Annotated in this window: 17 protein-coding genes; 10 read left to right on the plus strand and 7 right to left on the minus strand. The window is 70.7% G+C overall.

Annotated features, from left to right (window positions below; genetic code table 11):
• Positions 1-277 precede the first annotated feature (277 nt).
• The 3 genes from VGN45_RS02680 (at position 278) to VGN45_RS02690 (ending at position 2,718) form a co-directional block, all read left to right on the plus strand.
• Positions 278-973, plus strand: a complete 696-nt coding sequence (locus VGN45_RS02680; RefSeq protein ID WP_327459024.1) for a pirin family protein — start codon at positions 278-280, stop codon at positions 971-973.
• A gap of 80 nt (positions 974-1,053) precedes the next feature.
• Positions 1,054-2,316 (plus strand): hypothetical protein, encoded by a 1,263-nt coding sequence (locus VGN45_RS02685; RefSeq protein WP_327459026.1) that lies wholly within the window; start codon positions 1,054-1,056, stop codon positions 2,314-2,316.
• 132 nt (positions 2,317-2,448) lie between these two features.
• Positions 2,449-2,718 carry a hypothetical protein gene (locus tag VGN45_RS02690; protein WP_327459028.1) on the plus strand — a complete coding sequence of 90 codons (270 nt, stop codon included), beginning with the start codon at positions 2,449-2,451 and terminating at the stop codon, positions 2,716-2,718.
• A 6-nt stretch (positions 2,719-2,724) separates the two neighbouring features.
• Here the strand turns inward: VGN45_RS02690 and VGN45_RS02695 are convergent, their stop codons facing one another.
• The 4 genes from VGN45_RS02695 to queC form a co-directional block, all read right to left on the minus strand.
• Positions 2,725-3,465: a DNA/RNA non-specific endonuclease gene (locus VGN45_RS02695; RefSeq protein WP_327459030.1), complete on the minus strand. Its 741-nt coding sequence runs from the start codon at positions 3,463-3,465 to the stop codon at positions 2,725-2,727.
• A gap of 183 nt (positions 3,466-3,648) precedes the next feature.
• Entirely contained in the window at positions 3,649-4,029 is a 381-nt protein-coding gene (locus VGN45_RS02700) for a 6-carboxytetrahydropterin synthase (RefSeq protein WP_327459032.1), read from the minus strand.
• Entirely contained in the window at positions 4,026-4,658 is a 633-nt protein-coding gene (gene queE, locus VGN45_RS02705; protein WP_327459036.1) for a 7-carboxy-7-deazaguanine synthase, read from the minus strand. Before queE ends, VGN45_RS02700 begins: the two co-directional genes overlap by 4 nt.
• Complete coding sequence (gene queC, locus VGN45_RS02710) at positions 4,655-5,380, minus strand: 7-cyano-7-deazaguanine synthase QueC (RefSeq protein WP_327459268.1); 726 nt, start codon at positions 5,378-5,380, stop codon at positions 4,655-4,657. The genes queE and queC overlap by 4 nt, the downstream gene beginning before the upstream one ends.
• Positions 5,381-5,527: 147 nt before the next feature.
• Here queC and VGN45_RS02715 point away from each other — a divergent pair, with 147 nt between their 5' ends.
• Positions 5,528-7,189: a response regulator gene (locus tag VGN45_RS02715; RefSeq protein WP_327459038.1), complete on the plus strand. Its 1,662-nt coding sequence runs from the start codon at positions 5,528-5,530 to the stop codon at positions 7,187-7,189.
• Here the strand turns inward: VGN45_RS02715 and VGN45_RS02720 are convergent.
• Positions 7,186-8,214 (minus strand): ligase-associated DNA damage response exonuclease, encoded by a 1,029-nt coding sequence (locus VGN45_RS02720; protein WP_327459040.1) that lies wholly within the window; start codon positions 8,212-8,214, stop codon positions 7,186-7,188. The genes VGN45_RS02715 and VGN45_RS02720 overlap by 4 nt on opposite strands.
• A 45-nt stretch (positions 8,215-8,259) precedes the next feature.
• On the opposite strand from VGN45_RS02720, the gene VGN45_RS02725 reads away from it, so the two are divergent.
• From VGN45_RS02725 to VGN45_RS02735, 3 genes are read left to right on the plus strand one after another with little or no spacing between them, the layout of a single operon-like run.
• On the plus strand, positions 8,260-8,724 hold the full coding sequence (locus tag VGN45_RS02725; RefSeq protein ID WP_327459042.1) for a PaaI family thioesterase: 465 nt from the start codon (positions 8,260-8,262) through the stop codon (positions 8,722-8,724).
• A 14-nt stretch (positions 8,725-8,738) separates the two neighbouring features.
• Positions 8,739-9,107, plus strand: a complete 369-nt coding sequence (locus VGN45_RS02730; protein ID WP_327459270.1) for a PaaI family thioesterase — start codon at positions 8,739-8,741, stop codon at positions 9,105-9,107.
• A 2-nt stretch (positions 9,108-9,109) separates the two neighbouring features.
• Positions 9,110-10,201, plus strand: coding sequence for a CaiB/BaiF CoA-transferase family protein (locus VGN45_RS02735; RefSeq protein ID WP_327459044.1), 1,092 nt, complete (start codon positions 9,110-9,112; stop codon positions 10,199-10,201).
• Positions 10,202-10,211: 10 nt separating this feature from the next.
• Here the strand turns inward: VGN45_RS02735 and VGN45_RS02740 are convergent, their stop codons facing one another.
• The gene (locus tag VGN45_RS02740) at positions 10,212-11,966 is read right to left on the minus strand and encodes an ATP-binding protein (protein ID WP_327459046.1); all 1,755 of its coding nucleotides are present in this window, start codon (positions 11,964-11,966) and stop codon (positions 10,212-10,214) included.
• Between the two features lie 116 nt (positions 11,967-12,082).
• On the opposite strand from VGN45_RS02740, the gene VGN45_RS02745 reads away from it, so the two are divergent.
• Genes VGN45_RS02745 through VGN45_RS02755 form a run of 3 tightly spaced genes read left to right on the plus strand, consistent with a single transcriptional unit; the run spans position 12,083 to position 18,407 of the window.
• Positions 12,083-12,334, plus strand: coding sequence for a hypothetical protein (locus VGN45_RS02745; protein ID WP_327459048.1), 252 nt, complete (start codon positions 12,083-12,085; stop codon positions 12,332-12,334).
• 41 nt (positions 12,335-12,375) lie between these two features.
• Positions 12,376-14,166, plus strand: coding sequence for an autotransporter assembly complex family protein (locus tag VGN45_RS02750; protein WP_327459050.1), 1,791 nt, complete (start codon positions 12,376-12,378; stop codon positions 14,164-14,166).
• The gene (locus VGN45_RS02755) at positions 14,166-18,407 is read left to right on the plus strand and encodes a translocation/assembly module TamB domain-containing protein (RefSeq protein ID WP_327459052.1); all 4,242 of its coding nucleotides are present in this window, start codon (positions 14,166-14,168) and stop codon (positions 18,405-18,407) included. The genes VGN45_RS02750 and VGN45_RS02755 overlap by 1 nt, the downstream gene beginning before the upstream one ends.
• Here VGN45_RS02755 and VGN45_RS02760 read toward each other — a convergent pair whose 3' ends face one another.
• On the minus strand, positions 18,408-18,929 hold the full coding sequence (locus tag VGN45_RS02760; RefSeq protein ID WP_327459054.1) for a hypothetical protein: 522 nt from the start codon (positions 18,927-18,929) through the stop codon (positions 18,408-18,410).
• Positions 18,930-18,943: the final 14 nt, after the last annotated feature.

The raw sequence follows: 18,943 nt of genomic DNA on the forward strand, positions 1-18,943 counted from the left end.
CGACTTCGAATGAGAGAGCCGTGGAATTCAGTAACTTGATGCAAACGGATCGACACTTTCCGACGGCCGCTCGATCCCGTGCCAAACTGCTCGGGATTGTGCGGCGCCACGTGCGGATGACGCCGAAGTGCACTCCGTGCACTCCGTGCACTCGTTTTTTTCGGAAAGTGCACGGAGTCCACATAGTGCACGACAGGCGCCCCCTTTTCGTAACTGACACTGTTTCCTATATCGGCCTCAAACGGCGCGCATCGCGCCACACCTTCTGGAGGACGACATGATCGACGTTCGACGCTTCGAGACCCTGGGCGGGGCCGATCACGGCTGGCTCAAGGCCCGGCACCACTTCTCCTTCGCCGATTACCACGACCCGGCGCGCATGAGCTGGGGTCGCCTGCGCGTCTGGAACGACGACGAGATCGCGGCCAAGTCGGGCTTTCCGCCCCATCCCCACCGCGACATGGAGATCATCACCTACGTCCGGACCGGCGCGATCACCCACCAGGACTCTCTGGGCAACCAGGGGCGCACCGGCGCGGGCGACGTCCAGGTCATGAGCGCAGGCACGGGCGTGCGCCACGCGGAGTTCAATCTGGAGGACGAGCTGACGACGCTGTTCCAGATCTGGATCGAGACCGATCGACCGGGCGCCGCGCCGGGCTGGGGCCAGCGGGAGTTCCCCAAGGCCGACCGCTCGGGCCGGTTCACCGTGGTGGCTTCGGGCGACCCGGCCGACGGCGCCTTGCACATCAATGCAGACGCCAAGGTGCTCGCCGCCACGCTGAAGGCCGGCGAAAGCCTCACCTACGACCTGTCGGACGGTCGCCGCGCCTATCTGGTCCCGGCCGTCGGCGAGGTGGATTTGAACGGAATCGCCCTGAACGCCCGCGACGGCGCCGGCATCAAGGACGAGCCGACCGTCACCATCCGCGCAAGGGCCGACGCCGAACTGGTGATGGTCGACAGCCTCTGACCGGGCCTCGGCCGGCCGCAAGTTGCGCTTCCCCAACCGCCCGTTTCCCATGAGTATGCGGGAAACGGTTGGGGGATTAGATGCCGAAGACGACGCTGGCTGCGGCCGGACTGGCCTGCCTTTTCTGGACGATTCTAGCGACGCCTAGCGCGGCGCAGCGCAAGGACGACCTCACGAGGCCGACTGAGGCCGGAACCTATTTCAACCGACCGGGGGCGACGGTCGAGGAGCACGACGACGCTGTGCTGATGTGCGCGGCGCATGCTCGCGGCATGCCTCAGGCTTCGGGGTCGCCCTTCGTTCCGGCCGGTCTGGTTGAGGGAGCCTTCAGCGCCGCCATCGCAGGGGCGGAAGACCGGGCGCGCTTTCAGGCGAACATGGAAAACTGCATGGTCGCGACCGGTTGGCGCGTGGTGGCCGTGAGTCGTCAGGAGAGCGGCCAGATGAACCGTCTCAACCGGGAGGCCGTGGCGGAACGCATCGCGCCGTGGATCGGCATGGAAACCCCGCACGGCTGGATCGTCAGGACGTTCGAAAACGAGGGCGCCCGGGGCGACACAGTCTGGGGAGCCTTGCCCGGTGGGCGCCAGCAAAGACAGTTCAGCGTGCGATCGGTCGATCTTGGCCGCACGCCGCGCGGAGGCTGGGCGCCGGTCCCGAGCGCGATCTCCGGTGTTCGGCTCACTTCGGATTCGCTGACACCGGAGCAGTTGGCCGCGCTGCCCCCCGACGCCGCGGTCCTGGTCGTCAAGGTCGTGGGCACCGGAAGAACCAACGGTGAAGGCTTTCAGATAAATCGCCACCGGTCCTGGCCCGGCGACACAAGCATGTCCGGCGTCTCCGGTTTCTATGCCGGAGTGAGGTGGACCATGTTCAAGGGATCCTCGCGAGAGCGCAGGGAGGCCTTGATCGCGGTGGCCGTGCGCCCTGGCGACTACCGCATCGAGTCACGCATGAACACGCTGGACTTCTGTCTAGGATCGCCATCCGTCCGCATCGGCCCCGGCGAAACGGTGTTCATGGGCACCTTCGACATCGCCGGCGAGGTGCTGGGGCCCGACATGGCGTTGGCGCCGGCGCAGGAAATGCTTGTGGTGAACCCGGAACGGCTGGCCGCCGTGCGGCCGGCCGAGTGGCGAAACGGGTCGGTTTCCCGGTGCAACCTCACCTACCTGTACGCCTTGGAAATCCCTGGAGCTCCGCCGCTTGAGCCCTCTCAAGCCGTGGAACCGCCGGTCGAAACGGAATTTCAGTCCCGGATGGCCGTCCGGTCCGAAGACGACGTCGAAGACGTTTCGTCCACGACAGGCGACGACGTGCCTGCGGAGCCTAACACCCCCTGATGGCCGCGCCCGCCGGCGACGTCCCGGGGGGCGAAAGTCGACGGCGCCTGGTCGCCTTGAGGTGGCCCGCTTCACAGGTCATCGTCCGTTCACCATGTCGCGGCTAGATAGGCCGCTGTAGGGAGAATGAGCATGAAGACCGCCGCGCGGGCCGCCGCCCTAGCCGCCATGCTGGGCGGTTCGCTGATGCTCCAGGGCTGCCTCGTCGGCGCCGTGATCGGGACCGGCGCGGCCGTCGTCGGGGGTGCGGCCAAGGTGACCGGCGCGGTCGTCGGCGCGAGCGTCGACGCCGTCACCACCTCCGATGAGGAGACGAAGGCCAAGCGCGAGCGCGAGCAACGCGAGCACGAGCGCGAACAGCGGCGCTGCGAACAGCGGCGGGCGTCCGGGCGCGACTGCTGATCGACCTCAGCCCGGCGGCGGCGTAGGGTCGCGCGGCTCACGCGCGATGGCCTCCAGCGGCCACATGATCGGACTGGTCTGGGTCACTAACTTCTGCTTGTCCCGGGCGCTCAGCCTCGGAAAGAAGGTCAGGCCGGTCGCCGCTTCGAGCTCCGGCAAGGTCGTGATCAGAGCGTCGCTGAACGGCGCGCTCCCCCAAGTCTGCGGCATGCGCAACGCCAGGATCGACAGATTGTCCGGATCGTCGAACGGATAGCGCTCGGGATCGGCCAGGATCAGGAAGAAGGCCTCGGGCACCGGCGCCTTCAGCCCGTTTCTCCGGGTCACGACCGGCGGATCGTCCCCGAAGATCGGTCCGACCATGGCCCAGACCTGCTTGCGCAGCGGCGCATAGGCGCCGACCACGGCCTTCTCCAGCCTCTGCCACGCCCCGCGGTTCGTCGACGCCTGTTGGGGGAAGATGTTGGACATGAAGAAGGTTTCGAACTGCGCGACCCGGCCGAACTGGGTGTTGATGGCGAAGTTCGGCACCATGTGTCCGCGGTCGTATGGCGTGCCGTTCAGCTTGCCGAACCCGCCCGTGCCGATCCGGCACTCCGTCGGAATGCGCGGGTCGTCCAGGAAGAACTCCGGTCTCTCATAGTCCACGTCGCGCTTGGCCGCGCTGACCTGATAGGCCGCCCACACCGGCTGCAGGCGGGCGGGTGAAAAGCCGAGCGCATAGCCATGATTGACGATCACGCTCACGGGGCGATCCGCGTCCCGGTTCGCTGGCGCGCCATGGCTGCAGAAGAACTCCAAGAAGTGCGCGATCGGCGCACACACCGGCAGAATGGTGGAATGGTCGGTCATCGGCGTCCTTCGCACGGAGCGAGAATCGCCATACCACCTGTCGGCGAAACCGGATATCGCCGGAATGTGACGGCCGGATTATCGACCGATCTGAACCGTCAGCTCGCACCGCTCGCCGATGGTGGGCCGCAGGACGGTGACCTTCGCCAGGCCTGGGAACTCCGGCGCCAGGCGGTCGGCGAACCAGGCGCAGAGGGCCTCCAGGCTGGGCGTCTCCAGCCCCGGATGCTCGTTCAGCAGGCCGTGATCCAGCTCGGCCGCCGCCGCCTTCAGCGACGCCTCCAGCCTGGTCAGGTCGACCACGAAGCCCATTTCGCCGCCCGGCACGCCGCGCACGCTGGCCTCCACCCGGAACGAATGGCCGTGCACGCGCCGGTGCGGGCTGCCCTCGGGTCCATGCGGGAAGTGGTGCGCCGCGTCGAAATGCGCGGCCTTGGTGACTTCGTAAACGCGGGTCATCTCACGCCGATGTACTTGTGCGTCTGGACGCTCAGGCGCCAGCGCGGGTGTCGCAGACAATACTCCACGGCCGCCGCCGTGTTCGCGGCCTGATCCGGCCCGTCCATGGGCTGCAGCCAGAACCGCTCGAACTCGAGGCTCTCGAACCGGTCGGGCATGGCCTTGGGTTGGGGGAAGACCAGCTTCAGCTCCTGGCCGGAGGTCTGGACCACGGGCGCGTCCGCCTTGGGGCTGACGCAGATCCAGTCGATCCCTTCGGGCGTCGCCACCGTCCCGTTGGTCTCCACCGCGACGGCGAACCTCCGCGCATGCAGGGCGTCGATCAGCGCGGCGTCCAGCTGCAGCAGCGGCTCGCCGCCCGTGCAGACGACCAGCCGATCCCCCTCCCCGCCGATCCAGCGCGCCGCGACGTGATCGGCCAGCGCCGGGGCGTCCGCGAACTTGCCCCCCCCGTCGCCGTCCGTGCCGACGAAGTCCGTGTCGCAAAAGTCGCAGATCGCGCCCGCCCGATCCCGCTCAAGCCCGTTCCACAGATTGCAGCCCGCGAACCGCAGGAATACGGCCGCGCGGCCAGCCTGACCGCCCTCGCCCTGCATCGTCAGGAAGCACTCCTTGACCGCATAGGTCATGGCCGCGCCTCCCATTCGGCCCAGCCCCTGGCCCGCAGTTCGCATGCCGGGCACTCGCCGCAGCCGTGGCCCCAGGCGTGCAGCTCGCCGCGCTCGCCGTGGTAGCAGGTGTGACTGTCCTCCACGATCAGCCGCACCAGGACCTCGCCGCCCAGCTGGTGCGCCAGCGCCCAGGTGTCGGCCTTGGTCAGGCGCATCAGCGGCGTCTCGATGACCACCGGCTTGTCCAGCCCCAGCGACAGCGCCCGCTCCATGGCGTCGATCGTGTCGCGACGGCAGTCGGGATAACCCGAGAAGTCCGTCTCGCACATGCCGCCGACCAGCACGTCCAGCCCGCGCCGGTCCGCCAGCGCCGCGGCGCAGGTCAGGAACACCAGATTGCGCCCCGGCACGAAGGTGGTCGGCAGGCCGCGCTCGCCCATCTCGATCTCGCGCTCGGCGGTCAGGGCGCTCTCGGCGATGCGGCCATAGCCGGTCAGGTCGACCACATGGTCGGGCCCCAGACGCGCGGCCCAGTCCGCGTTCATCTCCGCCATCCGTTCGCGCACCGTCAGCCGCGCCCGCATCTCCACCGCGTGCCGCTGGCCGTAGTCGAAGCCGACCGTCTCGACGCGCGCGTACCGGTTCAGCGCCCAGGCCAGGCAGGTCGCGCTGTCCTGCCCGCCCGAGAACAGGACCAGGGCCGAAGACGCGACGGACGGGACGGGCTGGACTGCGGACATGACGACCCTGCGGTCGGCCCGGGGGCCGCGCGCATGCGAATGGTGGGTTCCGGCGATGTGCGGAAGGCGCGCGTCATACACCCGCACGCCGACGGAATCAAAACGCGCCGTTTCTCCGCTTAACCGTTCCGCAAAGGGTGCTGCGTAATGTCCCTCGGTAACACGGAGTTTTCGGCCAGTATGCCGACGATCGAGTTCCTGACGCAGCGGGTCGATCCCGTCCCGCCGGAGACGACGGGCGCGCATATCTTCGCACGGTTCCAGGCCGATGCGGACCTGCCTTGCATCCCCGTGGTGGTCGACGAACGGCCTGTGGGCCTGATCGAGCGCAATGACTTCCTGATGAAGCTGGCGGCCCCGCTGGGCCATGCGTTGTATCTGAGCCGCGACGCCACCCACGTCATGGATCCCGATCCGACCATGGTCGACGCGGGCATGAGCTTCCGCAGCGTCTGCGACGTCATGCTCAAGGCCGAACGCGCTCAACTGATGCGCGGGTTCGTGGTGGTGCACGAGGGCCGGTATCGCGGCGTCGGCACGGCCGCGTCCCTGCTGCAGGCCTCGGCCGAGGTCCAGCGACGGGCGACCGACGAACTGGCCGAGCAGACCCGCCTGCTCAGCGACACCCAGTCCCAGGCCCTGGCCGCCGCGCGGGCCAAGAGCCAGTTCCTGGGCATCATGAGCCATGAGCTGCGCACCCCCATGAACGGCGTCCTGGCCGTGGCCGAGCTGCTGCGCCGCCAGCCGCTGAACGCCCAGGCCCAGGCGCACGTCTCGACCATCGTGGAATCTTCCGAGACCCTGTTGCGCATCCTGCAGGACGCGCTGGATCTGTCGCGCGCCGAGGCGGGCGAGCTGGAGCTGAGCCAGGAGCCGACGCCGCTGCGCGCCCTGATGGACGACGTCCAGACGCTGTGGGCGCCCCGCGCGTCCCAGGACGACGTCAGCCTGATGATCGGCTATGAGGGCGACACCGAGCTGGCCGCCCACGTCGACGGCGTGCGGTTGAAGCAGGTGTTCAACAACCTGATCGGCAACGCGCTGAAGTTCGCCCGGAACGGCATGGTCGAGGCGGGGCTGAAGGCCTGGGCCGAAGGCGATCGCGTCCGCATCGAGGCGCGCGTGCGCGACGACGGTCCCGGTGTGGATCCCGAACGCGTGGACGCCATCTTCGAACCCTTCGTGCACGGAGCGGGCCCCGACGGCGCCGGCCTGGGCCTGGCCATCTGCCGCCAGATCGTGGACCGCATGAACGGCCGCATCTGGGCCGAAAACAATCCGGGCCGCGGCGCGACCTTCGCCTTCGACCTCGACCTGCCCCGCGCCCATGTGGAGGTCGCCGCCTCGGCCGAGGTTTCGGATCTGGTCGAGCTGAACGCGGTCCAGAACCCGCACGTGCTGATCGTCGACGACAACGCCACCAACCGCATCGTCGCCCAGGCCCTGTGCGAGATGTTCGGCTGCACCTCCGAGACGGCCGAGGACGGCGTCCAGGCGGTCGAGGCGGTGCGGGAGCGGCGCTTCGACATGGTCCTGATGGACATCAAGATGCCGCGCATGGACGGGGTCCAGGCCACGCGCGCCATCCGCGCCCTGGACGGGCCCGCCGGCCGCGTGCCGATCGTGGCCCTGACGGCGAACGCGGACCCGGACGACGCCCGCACCTATCTGGCCGAGGGCATGGCCGCCGTGGTCGAGAAGCCGATCAAGCCCGAGCGCCTGCGTCTGGCCATGCACGCCGCCCTGTCCGAGACCGAGGCGTCGGAAGCCGCCGACGTCGTCGAGGCCAAGGCCCGCAGCGCGGCTTAGCTGACCGCCGACGAGGCCGGATCGTCGTCTTCCTCGTCATAGCCGACCAGCCGCAGGGCGCGGGCGGCCATGCCGTTGATCTCGGCCCAGCGCAGCAGCCCCTCCTCGCGCCCATGGGTGATCCAGACTTCTTCGGGCCGGATCTCGGTCAGGGTGGCCGTCAGTTCCGGCCAGTCGGCATGGTCGGAAATGACCAGCGGCAGCTCCACGCCCCGCTGCCGTGCCCGGGCCCGCACGCCCATCCAGCCCGAAGCGAAAGCGGCGATCGGCTCGGCGAAGCGGCGCGACCACCGATCCTGAATGGCCGACGGCGGCGCGATCGCGATCTCGCCGGCCAGGGCGTCCTTCGGCAGACCCGAGGCGCTCTCCAGCGGGCCCAAGTCCACGCCCTCGCGCTGATACAGGGCGTTCAGCCGCGCCAGGGCGCCGTGGACGTGGATCGGCCGCTCCCAGCCGCCCTCCCGCAGCAGGCGGATCACCCGCTGGGCCTTTCCGAGCGCATAGGCCCCGACCAAATGCGCCCGGTGCGGGAACTGGCGCGTCGAGGCGATGAGGCGCCCGACCTCTTCGTGATCCGGCGGGTGGATGAAGACCGGCAGGCCAAAGGTCGCCTCGGTCACGAAGACGTGGCACCGAACCGGCTCGAAGGGCGCGCAGGTGGGATCGCGGCGGCGCTTGTAGTCGCCGGACACGGCGATGGTCAGGCCGCGATGGGTCACCACCGCCTGGGCCGAGCCCAGCACGTGCCCGGCCGGGACCAGGGTCACGTCCACCCCGCCGCGCGACTGCATCTCGCCATAGGCGACCGGTTCGGCGCGGCCGCAGAAGTCGGGGCCGTAGCGTTCGGCCATGATGGCCAGGGTCTGGGGCGTCGCCACGACCACGCCGTGCCCCGGACGCGCATGGTCGGCGTGGCCGTGGGTGATGACGGCGCGATCGACGGGCACGACCGGATCGATGTGGAAGTCCCCCGGCGGACACCACAGGCCCTGAGGCGTCGGATGCAGGAGGGCTTCGGGACGCATCGTGGAGATATGGTGGCGACCGGCGACGCGCGATAGGGAGGAAGCATGACCGATCCGGCCTTCGCCGCCCTGCTGCCCCAGCTCGCCTCCGGCGCCGCGCACACCCACGCCTTGGGGTTCGAGTTCGCCGGCCTGGAAGGCAAGACGGTGCGGATCCGGGTGCCGTGGCGCGAGGATCTGGTGGGCGATCCGGACACGGGCGTGCTGGCGGGCGGGCTGGTGACGACGCTGCTGGACCATGTCGGCGGCCTGGCCGTGTGGACGGCGCTGGACGGCTTTCGGCCGCTGGCCACGCTGGATCTGCGGGTGGACTACATGCGCGCCGCCGAACGCGGGCGCGACCTGCTGGCCGAGGCGGAGTGCTATCGCCTGACGCACTCGATCGGCTTCGTCCGGGCCTGGGCGTTCGAGGACGACCCGTCCGATCCGGTGGCCGCGGCCCAAGCGGCCTACATCCTGGACTCGAACGGCGACCGTCGCGCCGGGCACAATGCGAGGGCGGCGTCGTGAGCGTGCTGGAGCGCATGCCCTATGCCCGCTTCCTAGGACTGACCGCGGCGGAGACGGACGGAGAGATGATCGTCACCCTGCCCTTCGCGGACCGGCTGATCGGCAATCCGATGCTGCCGGCCCTGCACGGCGGAGCGACGGCGGCGCTGCTGGAGGTGACGGCCATCGCTCAGGTCGCCGCCACCTGGCCGCAGGAGCGGCTGCCCAAGCCGATCAACGTGTCGGTGGCCTATCTGAGGTCCGGCCGACCGCAGGACGTCCACGCCCGGGCGCGCATCGGCAAGGCGGGGCGGCGGGTCGCCTACGTCCTGGCAGAGGCCTGGCAGGACGACGAGAGCCAGCCGATCGCCAGCCTGACCGCCCACTTCCTGCTGGCGTCGTGACCATGGGACCGCTGTCGGGGGTCCGGGTGGTGGAGTTCGACGGCCTTGGGCCCGTCACCTTCGCCGGCATGCTGCTGGCCGACATGGGCGCCGATGTGATCCGCCTGACCCGCGCGGCGTCGGCCGGGACGGCGGCGTTCGAGGAGGTCGGCGGAGCGGTCCTGCACCGGGGGCGCAGTGCCGTAGCGGTCGATCTGAAGGCGCCGGAGGACCGCGAGCGGGTGCTGGCCCTGCTGGCCGGCGCCGACGCCCTGATCGAGGGGTTCCGGCCCGGCGTCATGGAGCGTCTGGGGCTGGGGCCCGACGTCGTGTCGGAGCGCGCGCCGGCGCTGGTCTATGGTCGGGTCACCGGATGGGGCCAGACGGGGCCCTTGGCGGCCGACGTGGGTCACGACCTGAACTATCTGGGCCTGACCGGCGCCCTGTGGGCCATGGGCCAGCCGGACCGGCCGCCGCCGCCGCCGCTGAACCTGGTCGCCGACTATGCCGCCGGCGCCCAGGGTCTGGTGATCGGCGTGCTGGCCGCGGTGCTGGAGGCGCGGCGCACCGGCCGAGGCCGGGTCGTCGACGCGGCCATGACCGACGGGGCCAGCCTGCTGATGAGCGTGTTCGACGGCCTGGGCGAGCGCGGCCTATGGCGGGAGGCGCGCGGCGCCAACCTGCTGGACGGCGGCGCGCCCTTCTATCGCTGCTACGCCTGCCGGGACGCGCGGTTCGTGGCCGTCGGAGCGCTGGAGCCGCGCTTCTATGCCGCCCTGTTGGCCGGGCTGGGCGTCCCAGCGGACGAGGCCCCGCAGTTCCCGCCCGACGCCTGGCCGGCGCTGCACGCCCGGTTCGAGGCCCGGTTCGTCCAGGCCGACCGCGACGACTGGGTCGCGCGCTTCGCCGGAACCGAGGCCTGCGTCACCCCCGTGCTGACGCGGTCGGAGGCCAAGCAGCACCCCCACAATCTGGCCCGCGACGCTTTCGACGCCGACGGCCGCCCTCGCCCCGCCCCGACCTTCGACGGCGCCCGGGCGTCGCCGGCCCCGGTGGGGATCGCGACGCTGGACGAGGCCGTCGCCGACTGGAGCGGGGATCAAGGGCGTCGTTGAGAGTCCGAGATCACGCCGCGACGCCGCGCGCGACGCGCTCAAGGGTCGCCTCGGCCAGGGTGCGGACCAGCAGATCCGGATCGATGGGTTTGGTCAGGAAGCGGGCGACGCCGGCCTCGGCCCAGGCGGCGCGGTGGACGTCCAGGGCGTTGGCGGTCAGGGCGACCACCGGCGTCTCGGCGTTGACGCCGCCCGAGCGGATGAGGCGCGTGGCCTGAAGCCCGTCCATGACGGGCATCTGCATGTCCATCAGGATCAGATCGAAGGGATGCAGCGCCGCCGCGTCCACCGCCTCGGCTCCGTTTTCGACCGTGACCAGGCGGCAGCCGTGGGGTTCCAGCAGCAAGGTCAGAATGCGTCGGTTCACCTCGTGGTCGTCGGCGGCGAGGATCGTCCGGCCATGCAGGGCGGGCGTGGGGTCCGCCGACGCCTCCGCGGGTTGGACCTGTCCGCCCTGAGCCGCCTCGACGGGCAGGGTCAGGGTGAAGGTGGAGCCCTCGCCTTCACGGCTTTCCACGCTCAGGGTTCCGCCCATGAGTTCCGCAAGGCGACGGGAGATGGCGAGGCCCAGGCCCGTGCCGCCGAAGCGACGCGTGGTTCCGGCCTCGACCTGTTCGAAACTGTTGAAGACCCCGGCCAGACGGTCGGCGGGGATGCCCACCCCCGTGTCCTGAACCGCCACCGTGAGCACGGAGCCTTCATGGCGGACCCCGACGCGGATCTCGCCCTGACGGGTGAACTTCACCGCGTTGGACAGCAGGTTGAACAGGATTTGCTGGAACCGCAGAGGATCGGTTCGGATCATTTCGGGCACATCGTCGGCGACGTCGACGCGCAGCCGCAGGCCCTGAGCCATGGCCTTGGGCCCCCACAGGCGCGACAAGGCGGCGACGCGGTCGCGCACGGACATGTCGGCGCGCTCCAGCTCCATCTTGCCGGCCTCGATCTTGGAGAAGTCCAGCACGTCGTTCAGCAGGCCCATCAGCACGTCGCCGGCGTCCAGAAGCATGTCGACGTGCTCGCGTTGGTCGCGGTCCAGACGCGTCCGGCGCAGCAGGTTGGCCGCCGACAGGACGGCGTTCATGGGCGTGCGGATTTCGTGACTGATCACGGCCAGGAAGTCGGACTTGGCCGCGCTGGCCACCTCGGCGCGGGCGCGCTCCCGCTCGGCCACCCGACCGGCGTCCTGCAAGGCCTTCGTCGATGAGGACGTCTGCCTGACCGCCGCGACGAGGTGGGCGACGTAGAGAAGGCAGGCGACGGCGACCAGCAGTTCCGTCCAATCTCCGCTCTGCACAGCCCCAAATACCGGAAGACCCAGGAAATAGAGGCCATGCGGCGCCACCGCCGCGATCAGCAGCGACCGCTGATGGTGCATGTGCAGGCTGACGTGCAGCAGCGCGCCGGCGACCTGGACCATGGCGAACAGCTGGCCCAGCGTCCCGCCCTGGAACCACAGGAAGGCGGCGATCGAAGAGTAGATCGCGGTCGTCTGGGTCGCCGACGCAAGGCACAGCAGGCGGTAGGCGCCCTGGGGATCGGTCGCGTCGTCGCGGGTCAGACGGCGGAACACGGCCCAGTCGAGCGTCTGGCTGACCAGCACGGCGCCGAACCATGCCAGGGGCCAGAGCGTGCCCGTGATCGCCCAGGCCGTCAGACCGATGAACGCCGCCATAGCGAGGCGCGTCGGCAGCTCCTTGCGTCGCACGCGCGCGACCTGCACGAAACCCGATGCCGTCATGACGGAGCCCTCTTCCCGCGTCATCCTGACGCGAAAAAGCGAACGAAGCGTTGCCCGTGACGCCTCGCCTGAACGCAGGTATGGAACGGCATGGCCGGCCGGACGTTCGGCCGGGAGATTGACAGCGGGGGAACCGAACCATGAAACGATTTCTGACCCTTGCGGCCATCGGGGCCGGTCTGGCGCTGGGCGCATGCGGCGAGCCGGAGCGTGACGACGAGGGCCTGGAGCCGACGCCGCCGATCGAGGCCGCGCCGCCCCCGGTCGAGCCTGCGCCCGTTCCGACCGAAACGCCCGCGCCGACGCCGCCTACCGACACCACCGCCCTGCCCGACGACAAGCGCTCGTCCGAAGAGACGGTACAGCCGGAAAGCGAAACCCTGTTCTACTGAATGTCCGGCGCCGCGAGGTCGGCGTCGCCCGAGGCGACCGTTTGAAACCTGTCCTGCAGAGGCTCGGCCTGGGTCTGGCGGCCTGGGCCGTCTGCGCCTTCGCGGCCCAGGCCGATCCGACGGCGCTGATCCGCGGGGACATGCCCGACGAGCTGCGCGCCCAGCTGGTTCAGGCGGTGGGCGACAGCGACGGTCCGGCGGGCAACCGGTTCGAGGCCCGACGGCGTGCCCGGTCGGCCGCAGAGGACGCGACCGCCCTGCTGCGGTCCGAGGGCTATTACCAGGCGATCGTCGAGGATGAGGTCGAAGGCGACGAGACCCCCGTCGCGATCGTCGTCGTCGTTCCGGGACCGCGCTTCGGCCTGGCCACGCCCACGGTGACCTGGACCGACGAGGTGCCGTCGCCCGAGATCGACGCCGCGGCGCGCGGCGAGCTGAGACTGAACCGGGGCGAGCCCGGTCGCGCCATAGACGTCATCGCCGCGGAGGGACGGCTGGTGGCCGCACTGAGCCGGAGGGGGCATGCCGACGCCCGCGCCGCGCCGCGCCGGGTGGTGGTGGATCACGCCACCCAGACGGTGGCGCCGGAATACCGGATCGACGCGGGCCCCCTGGTCACCTTGAACGGCGTCGTGCTGGAAACGCGTGGACGCACCCGGGAGGGCTGGGTCGACTATCTGCGTCCCTGGGTCGAGGGCGACGTCTATGATCCCGAGCAGGTGGCCGAACTGGAGCGGCGGCTGCTGGAGACGGGCGTCTATGACGGCGTGGGCGTGGCCTTGGCGCCGGCGGAGCAGGCCACGCCCGGCGGCGACCGGCCGGTGATCGTGACCCTGACCGACCGGCCTCGCCGCATCCTGGAGATCGGCGCCACGGTGTCGACGGGCGAAGGCGCGGGCGTGGACGCGGTCTGGACCCACTACAACCGCTTCGGCCGGGCGGACACGCTGCGCTATCAGGCACGCATCGCCAACATCGACAGCCGGATCGGCGTGGACCTGAGCCTGCCGCACTGGCGACGTCCAGGCCGGACGTTGACCCTGTCGGGCGCCGTCGTGAACGAGGACACCGACGCCTACGTCCGCACCGCGCTGACGGCCTCGGCCGACCTTCGCCAGCGGATCGGGCGGACGTCCTATTTCACCTATGGGATCGGGCTGGACGCGGGCCAGTATCAGGAGAGCCGGTTCGACCCGGTGACTCAGCTGCCGATCGACTTCGACCGCGACCTGATCATCCTGACGGGCCGTGGAAGTGCGTACACCGACGCTTCGAACGACCCGCTGGACCCGACGCGCGGGTGGCGGCTGTTCGTCTCGGCCCAGCCCACCGCCGTGGCGGGCGAGGACACGGTGGTGTTCGTGCGGGCGGAGGCCCAGGTCAGCGCCTATCTGCCGCTGCAGGACGAGGCCAAGACGGTGCTGGCGGGGCGTGTGAGGATCGGCAGCATCCTGGGCGGCGACGAACTGACGGTGCCGTCGGACCGCCTGTTCTATTCCGGCGGCGGCGGGTCGGTGCGGGGTTACGCCTTTCAGGGCGTCGGGCCGCGCCTGCCCGACAACACGCCGCGCGGAGGCATATCCCTGTTCGAGACGTCCGTGGAAGTCCGGCATCGCCTGCGCGGTGCGCTGGGGATCGCGGCTTTCGTCGACGCGGGCGCCGTGGGCTTCGAGGAATATCCGGACTTCGGAGACGTGCGCTTCGGCGCGGGCATCGGCGTCCGCTACGATCTGCCGTTCGGCCCGATCCGGGCGGACGTCGCGTTTCCGCTGGACCGCCGCGACGGCGACGCCAGCTTCCAGATCTACGTCAGCATCGGCCAGGCCTTCTGATGGTCGATGCGCCCGAGACGCCCGAGGCCCCCAAGGCCGATGAGCCGCCCGCCGTCGCCGAGGCGAAGAGGAAACGCACGCGGCTGCAGGCCTTCGCCTTCTTCGGCGGCATGGCGTTGGCGGCGCTGGCGGCCCTGATGATCGTCGCCCTGGTCGGCGGCCGGCTGTACCTTCTCTCGGGCCCCGGGCGCGAACTGGTGACCAGCTTCGTCGCCGGCAAGAAGATCGGCCGGTACGGGCGCATCAACGTCTACGACGTGCGCGGCGACCTGTTCGACGACTTCACCATCGGCCGGGTCACCGTGACGGATGCGCAAGGCGTCTGGCTGGAGGCGACGGAGGTGCGCGTCGACTGGAGCTATCTGCCGCTGATCACGCGCCGCTTCCACGCCGACGAGATCCGGGCCCGGCGGGTGCGCCTGCTGCGCCGGCCGCAGGTCGAGCCGTCCACCGATCCGCCCCGCCCCCTGCCGCTGGACGTCGACGTCGACGCCTTTTCGGCCGAGGTCGAACTGCTGGAGGGCTTCGGTAAGGAATACGGCCGCTGGCGACTGTCGGGCAATGCGGCGGTCCCGCGCGTGGGGAGCAAAGAGGGCACGCTGGCGGCGGTCAGCCTGTCGAGGCCCGGCGACTTCCTGAACGCGCGCTTCACCCTGGGCGACGCCCTGTCGGACCTGCGGCTCAACCTGAGGGCCGAGGAGGCGCAGGGCGGGCCGCTGGCGGGGGCCCTGGGCTACTCCACCGACCGACCGTTCAGCGCCGTGGCGGTGGTGACCGGGTCGGTCGTGGACGCCCGTGTGCGGACCGGCGCGTTCGAACCGCTGCGCATCCGGGGCCGCTTCGCCGAAGAGGGATCCCGGGCCGCCGGATATGTGAACTTCGGCCAGTCGGACCTGCTGGCCCCGTTCGCGCAGAGGCTGGGGCGGACCGCGCGGTTCGGCGTCGCCAGCGTGCCCGACCGGGATCGGAACGGGGTGCATGCGGTCGCCTGGGACTTCCGCGCCGAGAACGTCTCCAGTCAGGCGCGGGGCTATGTGAGGTTGAGGGACCAAGCCGTGCCCGACGGTCTGGACGTCCGCGTGACCACGCCGAACCTGGCGCGGCTGACGGGAACGTCGCTGGGCGGCGGGGCGGCGCTGCTGGGCCGTTACTCCGGCACGCCGGACGATTGGACATTCGACGGCCAGGTGAGCGTGCTGAACGCCGAGGTGGCCAGCTGGCGCGCCGCGCGGCTGGCGGGACCGGTGACGCTGAACATGGCGGGCGGCCGGGCCACGCTCGAGAGCCGGCTGACCGCGACCGGCGGATCCAGCGAGGGCGTGGTCGGCGGGCTTCTGGGTCGGGACGCCTATGTCGAAGTGGATGCGGTGCGCGAGGTCGGCGGGGCCGTCCTTTTGCGCCGGCTGGACCTGACGGGTCGGGGGCTGAAGGTCGAGGGCCAGGGATCGCGCGGGCTGACCGGCGCCCTGGCGTTCCGCGGCCGCGCCGAGATCACCGACGTCTCGCGCATCCGGCCGGGAGGGTCGGGCGCCTTCGGAGGGCCCCTGACGGCGACTGCGCCCGACGTGGGCAGCCAGTGGAGAATCGCCTTCGACGGGCGGGGACGCGGACTGAAGACCGGGGTCGGCGAGGCGGACCGCCTGCTGGGGCCGCAGCCGCGGCTGCAGGCGACGGGCATGCTGGACGGATCGCGCATCCTGATCGATCAGGCGGCGCTGGCGGGCCAGGGCGCCTCGGCGACGGCCAAGGGCATCCTGGGCTTCGACGGCTCGATGCGGCTGGCGCTGGCCTGGACGGCCGAGGGGCCGTTCGGCGTGGGACCGGTGGAGATCGCCGGCGCCATGCGCGGCGACGGCGGCCTGACCGGCACCTTCGCCCGGCCGCAGGCCGACCTGCGCGCCGCTTTCGACCGCATCGAGGTCGGCGCCCTGGCGCTGACCGAGGCTCGGATGACCCTGACCTTCGCGCGGGGACCGAACGAGACCGACGGCCGGATCGCGGTGACGGCCGGATCGCCCTACGGTCCCGCCCGAGCGGTCGCCGCCTTCGCCCTGGGGCCGAACCGAACCCGGCTGACGGGCGTGGATCTCAACGCCGGCGGAGTGGTGGCGCAGGGGGACGTGACCCTGTCGCGCGGCTTCCCGTCCAGCGCGGACCTGACCTTCACCGCGCGACCGGGGGCGTTTCTGCGCTCCGGCACGCTGGACGGACGGGTACGGCTGACCGACGGCGCAGCGAACGAGAGCGCGGTGCTGAACGTCTCAGGGCGGAACGTGACCTTCGCCGGCTCGACGCTGTCGATCCGGACGCTGGAACTGAGGGGGTCGGGATCGCTGTCGAACCTGCCCTTCACGGCCTCGGTCGACATGGGCGGCGGCACGCCGGTGCAGTTCCAGGGCGACGGCGTGTATTCCCGGACGTCCGAAGCCCAGACGGTGACCCTGAACGGCGACGGGCGGGTGCGCGAGATCGCCTTCACCACGCGCCGCCCCCTGGTCTTCGCCATGGCCGACGACGGACGCGTCGCGCGGGCGGACTTGGCCGTCGGCGGGGGCGTGCTGATCGCCGACTATCGGTCCGACAGCCGGGCGACCTTCATCCAGGCGGACCTGACCAGCGTGGAACTGGGCTCTCTGGCCGGCGACCTGCGCGGTCGGGCGACGGGCACGGTGTCGATGCGCGGGACCGGGAGCGACCTGACCGGATCCGCCCAGCTGACGCTGGAGAACGTCCGCAGCATCGACGCGCCGCGCGGCATGGCGGTGGACGGCACGCTGAACGCCACCCTGATCGACGACCGCCTGCGGCTGGTCGCCCAAGCGCGCGACGAAGGCGCGGTGGAGGCCTCGGCCGACGTCACCCTGCCCGTCGTGGCCTCGGCCAGCCCGCTGCGGCTGGCGATCGACCGGACGCGCACGATGTCGGGGCAGGTGTCGGCGCAAGGCCAGATCCAGCCGATCTGGGATCTGTTCGTCGGCGGCGACCGCAGCCTGTCCGGACAGGTCCAGGCCGACGCCACCTTGGGCGGCAGCTGGAACGAGCCGCGTCTGACCGGCCGGCTGGATCTGGCGCAGGGGACGTTCCGCGACTCGACGTCGGGTCTGAGGCTGGAGGCTCTGCGGCTCGCGGTGCGGTTCGACGACGAGACCGCGCTGATCGAGACCTTCTCCGCCACCGACGGCGAAGGCGGCACGGTGGGCGGCGACGGTCGCCTGGGCCTGCGCCAGGGCGGGGCTTCCAGTTTCAGACTGGATCTGAACCGCTTCCGCGTCATCGACAACGACCTGGCGGTGGCGCGCGCGTCCGGTCCGATCACCGTCGAGCGCCGAACCGACGGCGCCATTACCCTGGCCGGTCGACTGGACGTCGACGAGGCGAGGATCGAGCCGAATCTTCCAGGCTCGAACGGCATCGTGCGCATGGACGTGGTCGAGGTGAACCGGCCCGGCGACGTGCCGGACGACGAGGAGCAGGAAACGCGCGGGCCGCAGGGCCCCCTGATCCGCCTGGCGATCCAGATCCGTTCCCCCGGCGGGGACATCCGCGTCGTCGGCCGGGGCCTGAACGTCGAGATGAACGTCACCGCCGACGTCGGCGGCACCCTGACGCGGCCGACCCTCAGCGGAGTGGCTCGGGTGGTGCGCGGCGATTACGAGTTCGCGGGCAAGCGCTTTGTGTTCGACGAGGACGGCCGGGTCATCCTGTCGACCGATCCGGCGCAGATCCGGCTGAACCTGGAGGCGACGCGCGACGACCCGGCGCTGACGGCCACGATCCGCGTGACCGGCACGGCCGCGCGGCCGGTCATCGCCCTGACCTCGACCCCCGCCCTGCCCCAGGACGAGATCCTGTCGCAGGTTCTGTTCGGCCGATCCGCCTCGCAGCTGTCCCCGGTGGAAGCGGCGCAACTGGCCTCGGGCGTCGCGTCTCTGGCGGGCGGCGGCGGGTTCGACGTGTTCGGCAGCCTGAGGGAACTGGCCGGTCTGGACAGGCTTTCCTTCGGCGCGGAAGCGTCCGGCCTGACGGTCGCGGGCGGGCGCTACATCTCCGACGACGTCTATCTGGAGATCATCGGCGGCGGCGAAGGCGGCGCGGCGGTCAGCGTCGAATGGCAGCCGCGACGCAACCTGGCGATCCAGTCGAAGTTCGGCGGCCAGGGCGAGGCCAGCCTGTCGATCCGCTGGCGGCGTGAAAGCGGACGGACGGACGGACGCGAGGACCGACGGCCCAACCGCAACTGATCAGGCGGCCCGCCGCAGCTCCGCCACGCGGGAGGCGCCCCTCAACGCGACGGCGTGCAGCAGGACGCACAGAGCCAGAAGAACGACGCTGAGCAAGGTCCAGCCGGTCGCCTCGGCCGGCCGCAAGGCCAGGTCGATCGCCCGGTCGCCAAGACGATAGACCAGCAGAACCAGGAAGATGATCGGGATCACGGTGCCGCGCCGCCGCCAGTGCCAGGCCGCCAGGATGATCTGGAACGCCGCCCAGCCGGCAGCCAGAGCGACGCCCATCTCGATCATGCCGTTCTCGACCATCCCCTGGAGGATGGCGGCCGTCTGCGGGGACTGTTCGGCGAACCGTCGGGCCTCTTCCGCCGCCGCCATGCGCATGGCGCCCATGTTCTGGCTCATGAGCACGGCGCCGAAAGCGGACATGGCGCCGGAGATCACCAGGGCGAAGCTGGAGGCGCCCGCCGCCGCGCGCGCCTCGCCCTCCCCGCGCAAGGGCGCAAATGGATTGATCATGTGGATCCACTGAGTCATCGCCGCGCTCTCCC

It is taken from the genome of Brevundimonas sp. (assembly GCF_035999125.1).
In the GTDB taxonomy this organism is placed as follows: domain Bacteria; phylum Pseudomonadota; class Alphaproteobacteria; order Caulobacterales; family Caulobacteraceae; genus Brevundimonas.

Excerpts from the sequence above, each read along its gene's own strand:
- VGN45_RS02680 (WP_327459024.1), top strand. The coding sequence starts at position 278 with ATGATCGACGTTCGACGCTTCGAGACCCTGGGCGGGGCCGATCACGGC.
- VGN45_RS02685 (WP_327459026.1), top strand. The coding sequence starts at position 1,054 with ATGCCGAAGACGACGCTGGCTGCGGCCGGACTGGCCTGCCTTTTCTGG.
- VGN45_RS02690 (WP_327459028.1), top strand. The coding sequence starts at position 2,449 with ATGAAGACCGCCGCGCGGGCCGCCGCCCTAGCCGCCATGCTGGGCGGT.
- VGN45_RS02700 (WP_327459032.1), bottom strand. The coding sequence starts at position 4,029 with ATGACCCGCGTTTACGAAGTCACCAAGGCCGCGCATTTCGACGCGGCG.
- queE (WP_327459036.1), bottom strand. The coding sequence starts at position 4,658 with ATGACCTATGCGGTCAAGGAGTGCTTCCTGACGATGCAGGGCGAGGGC.
- queC (WP_327459268.1), bottom strand. The coding sequence starts at position 5,380 with ATGTCCGCAGTCCAGCCCGTCCCGTCCGTCGCGTCTTCGGCCCTGGTC.
- VGN45_RS02715 (WP_327459038.1), top strand. The coding sequence starts at position 5,528 with ATGTCCCTCGGTAACACGGAGTTTTCGGCCAGTATGCCGACGATCGAG.
- VGN45_RS02720 (WP_327459040.1), bottom strand. The coding sequence starts at position 8,214 with ATGCGTCCCGAAGCCCTCCTGCATCCGACGCCTCAGGGCCTGTGGTGT.
- VGN45_RS02725 (WP_327459042.1), top strand. The coding sequence starts at position 8,260 with ATGACCGATCCGGCCTTCGCCGCCCTGCTGCCCCAGCTCGCCTCCGGC.
- VGN45_RS02730 (WP_327459270.1), top strand. The coding sequence starts at position 8,739 with ATGCCCTATGCCCGCTTCCTAGGACTGACCGCGGCGGAGACGGACGGA.
- VGN45_RS02735 (WP_327459044.1), top strand. The coding sequence starts at position 9,110 with ATGGGACCGCTGTCGGGGGTCCGGGTGGTGGAGTTCGACGGCCTTGGG.
- VGN45_RS02740 (WP_327459046.1), bottom strand. The coding sequence starts at position 11,966 with ATGACGCGGGAAGAGGGCTCCGTCATGACGGCATCGGGTTTCGTGCAG.
- VGN45_RS02745 (WP_327459048.1), top strand. The coding sequence starts at position 12,083 with ATGAAACGATTTCTGACCCTTGCGGCCATCGGGGCCGGTCTGGCGCTG.
- VGN45_RS02755 (WP_327459052.1), top strand. The coding sequence starts at position 14,166 with ATGGTCGATGCGCCCGAGACGCCCGAGGCCCCCAAGGCCGATGAGCCG.
- VGN45_RS02760 (WP_327459054.1), bottom strand. The coding sequence starts at position 18,929 with ATGACTCAGTGGATCCACATGATCAATCCATTTGCGCCCTTGCGCGGG.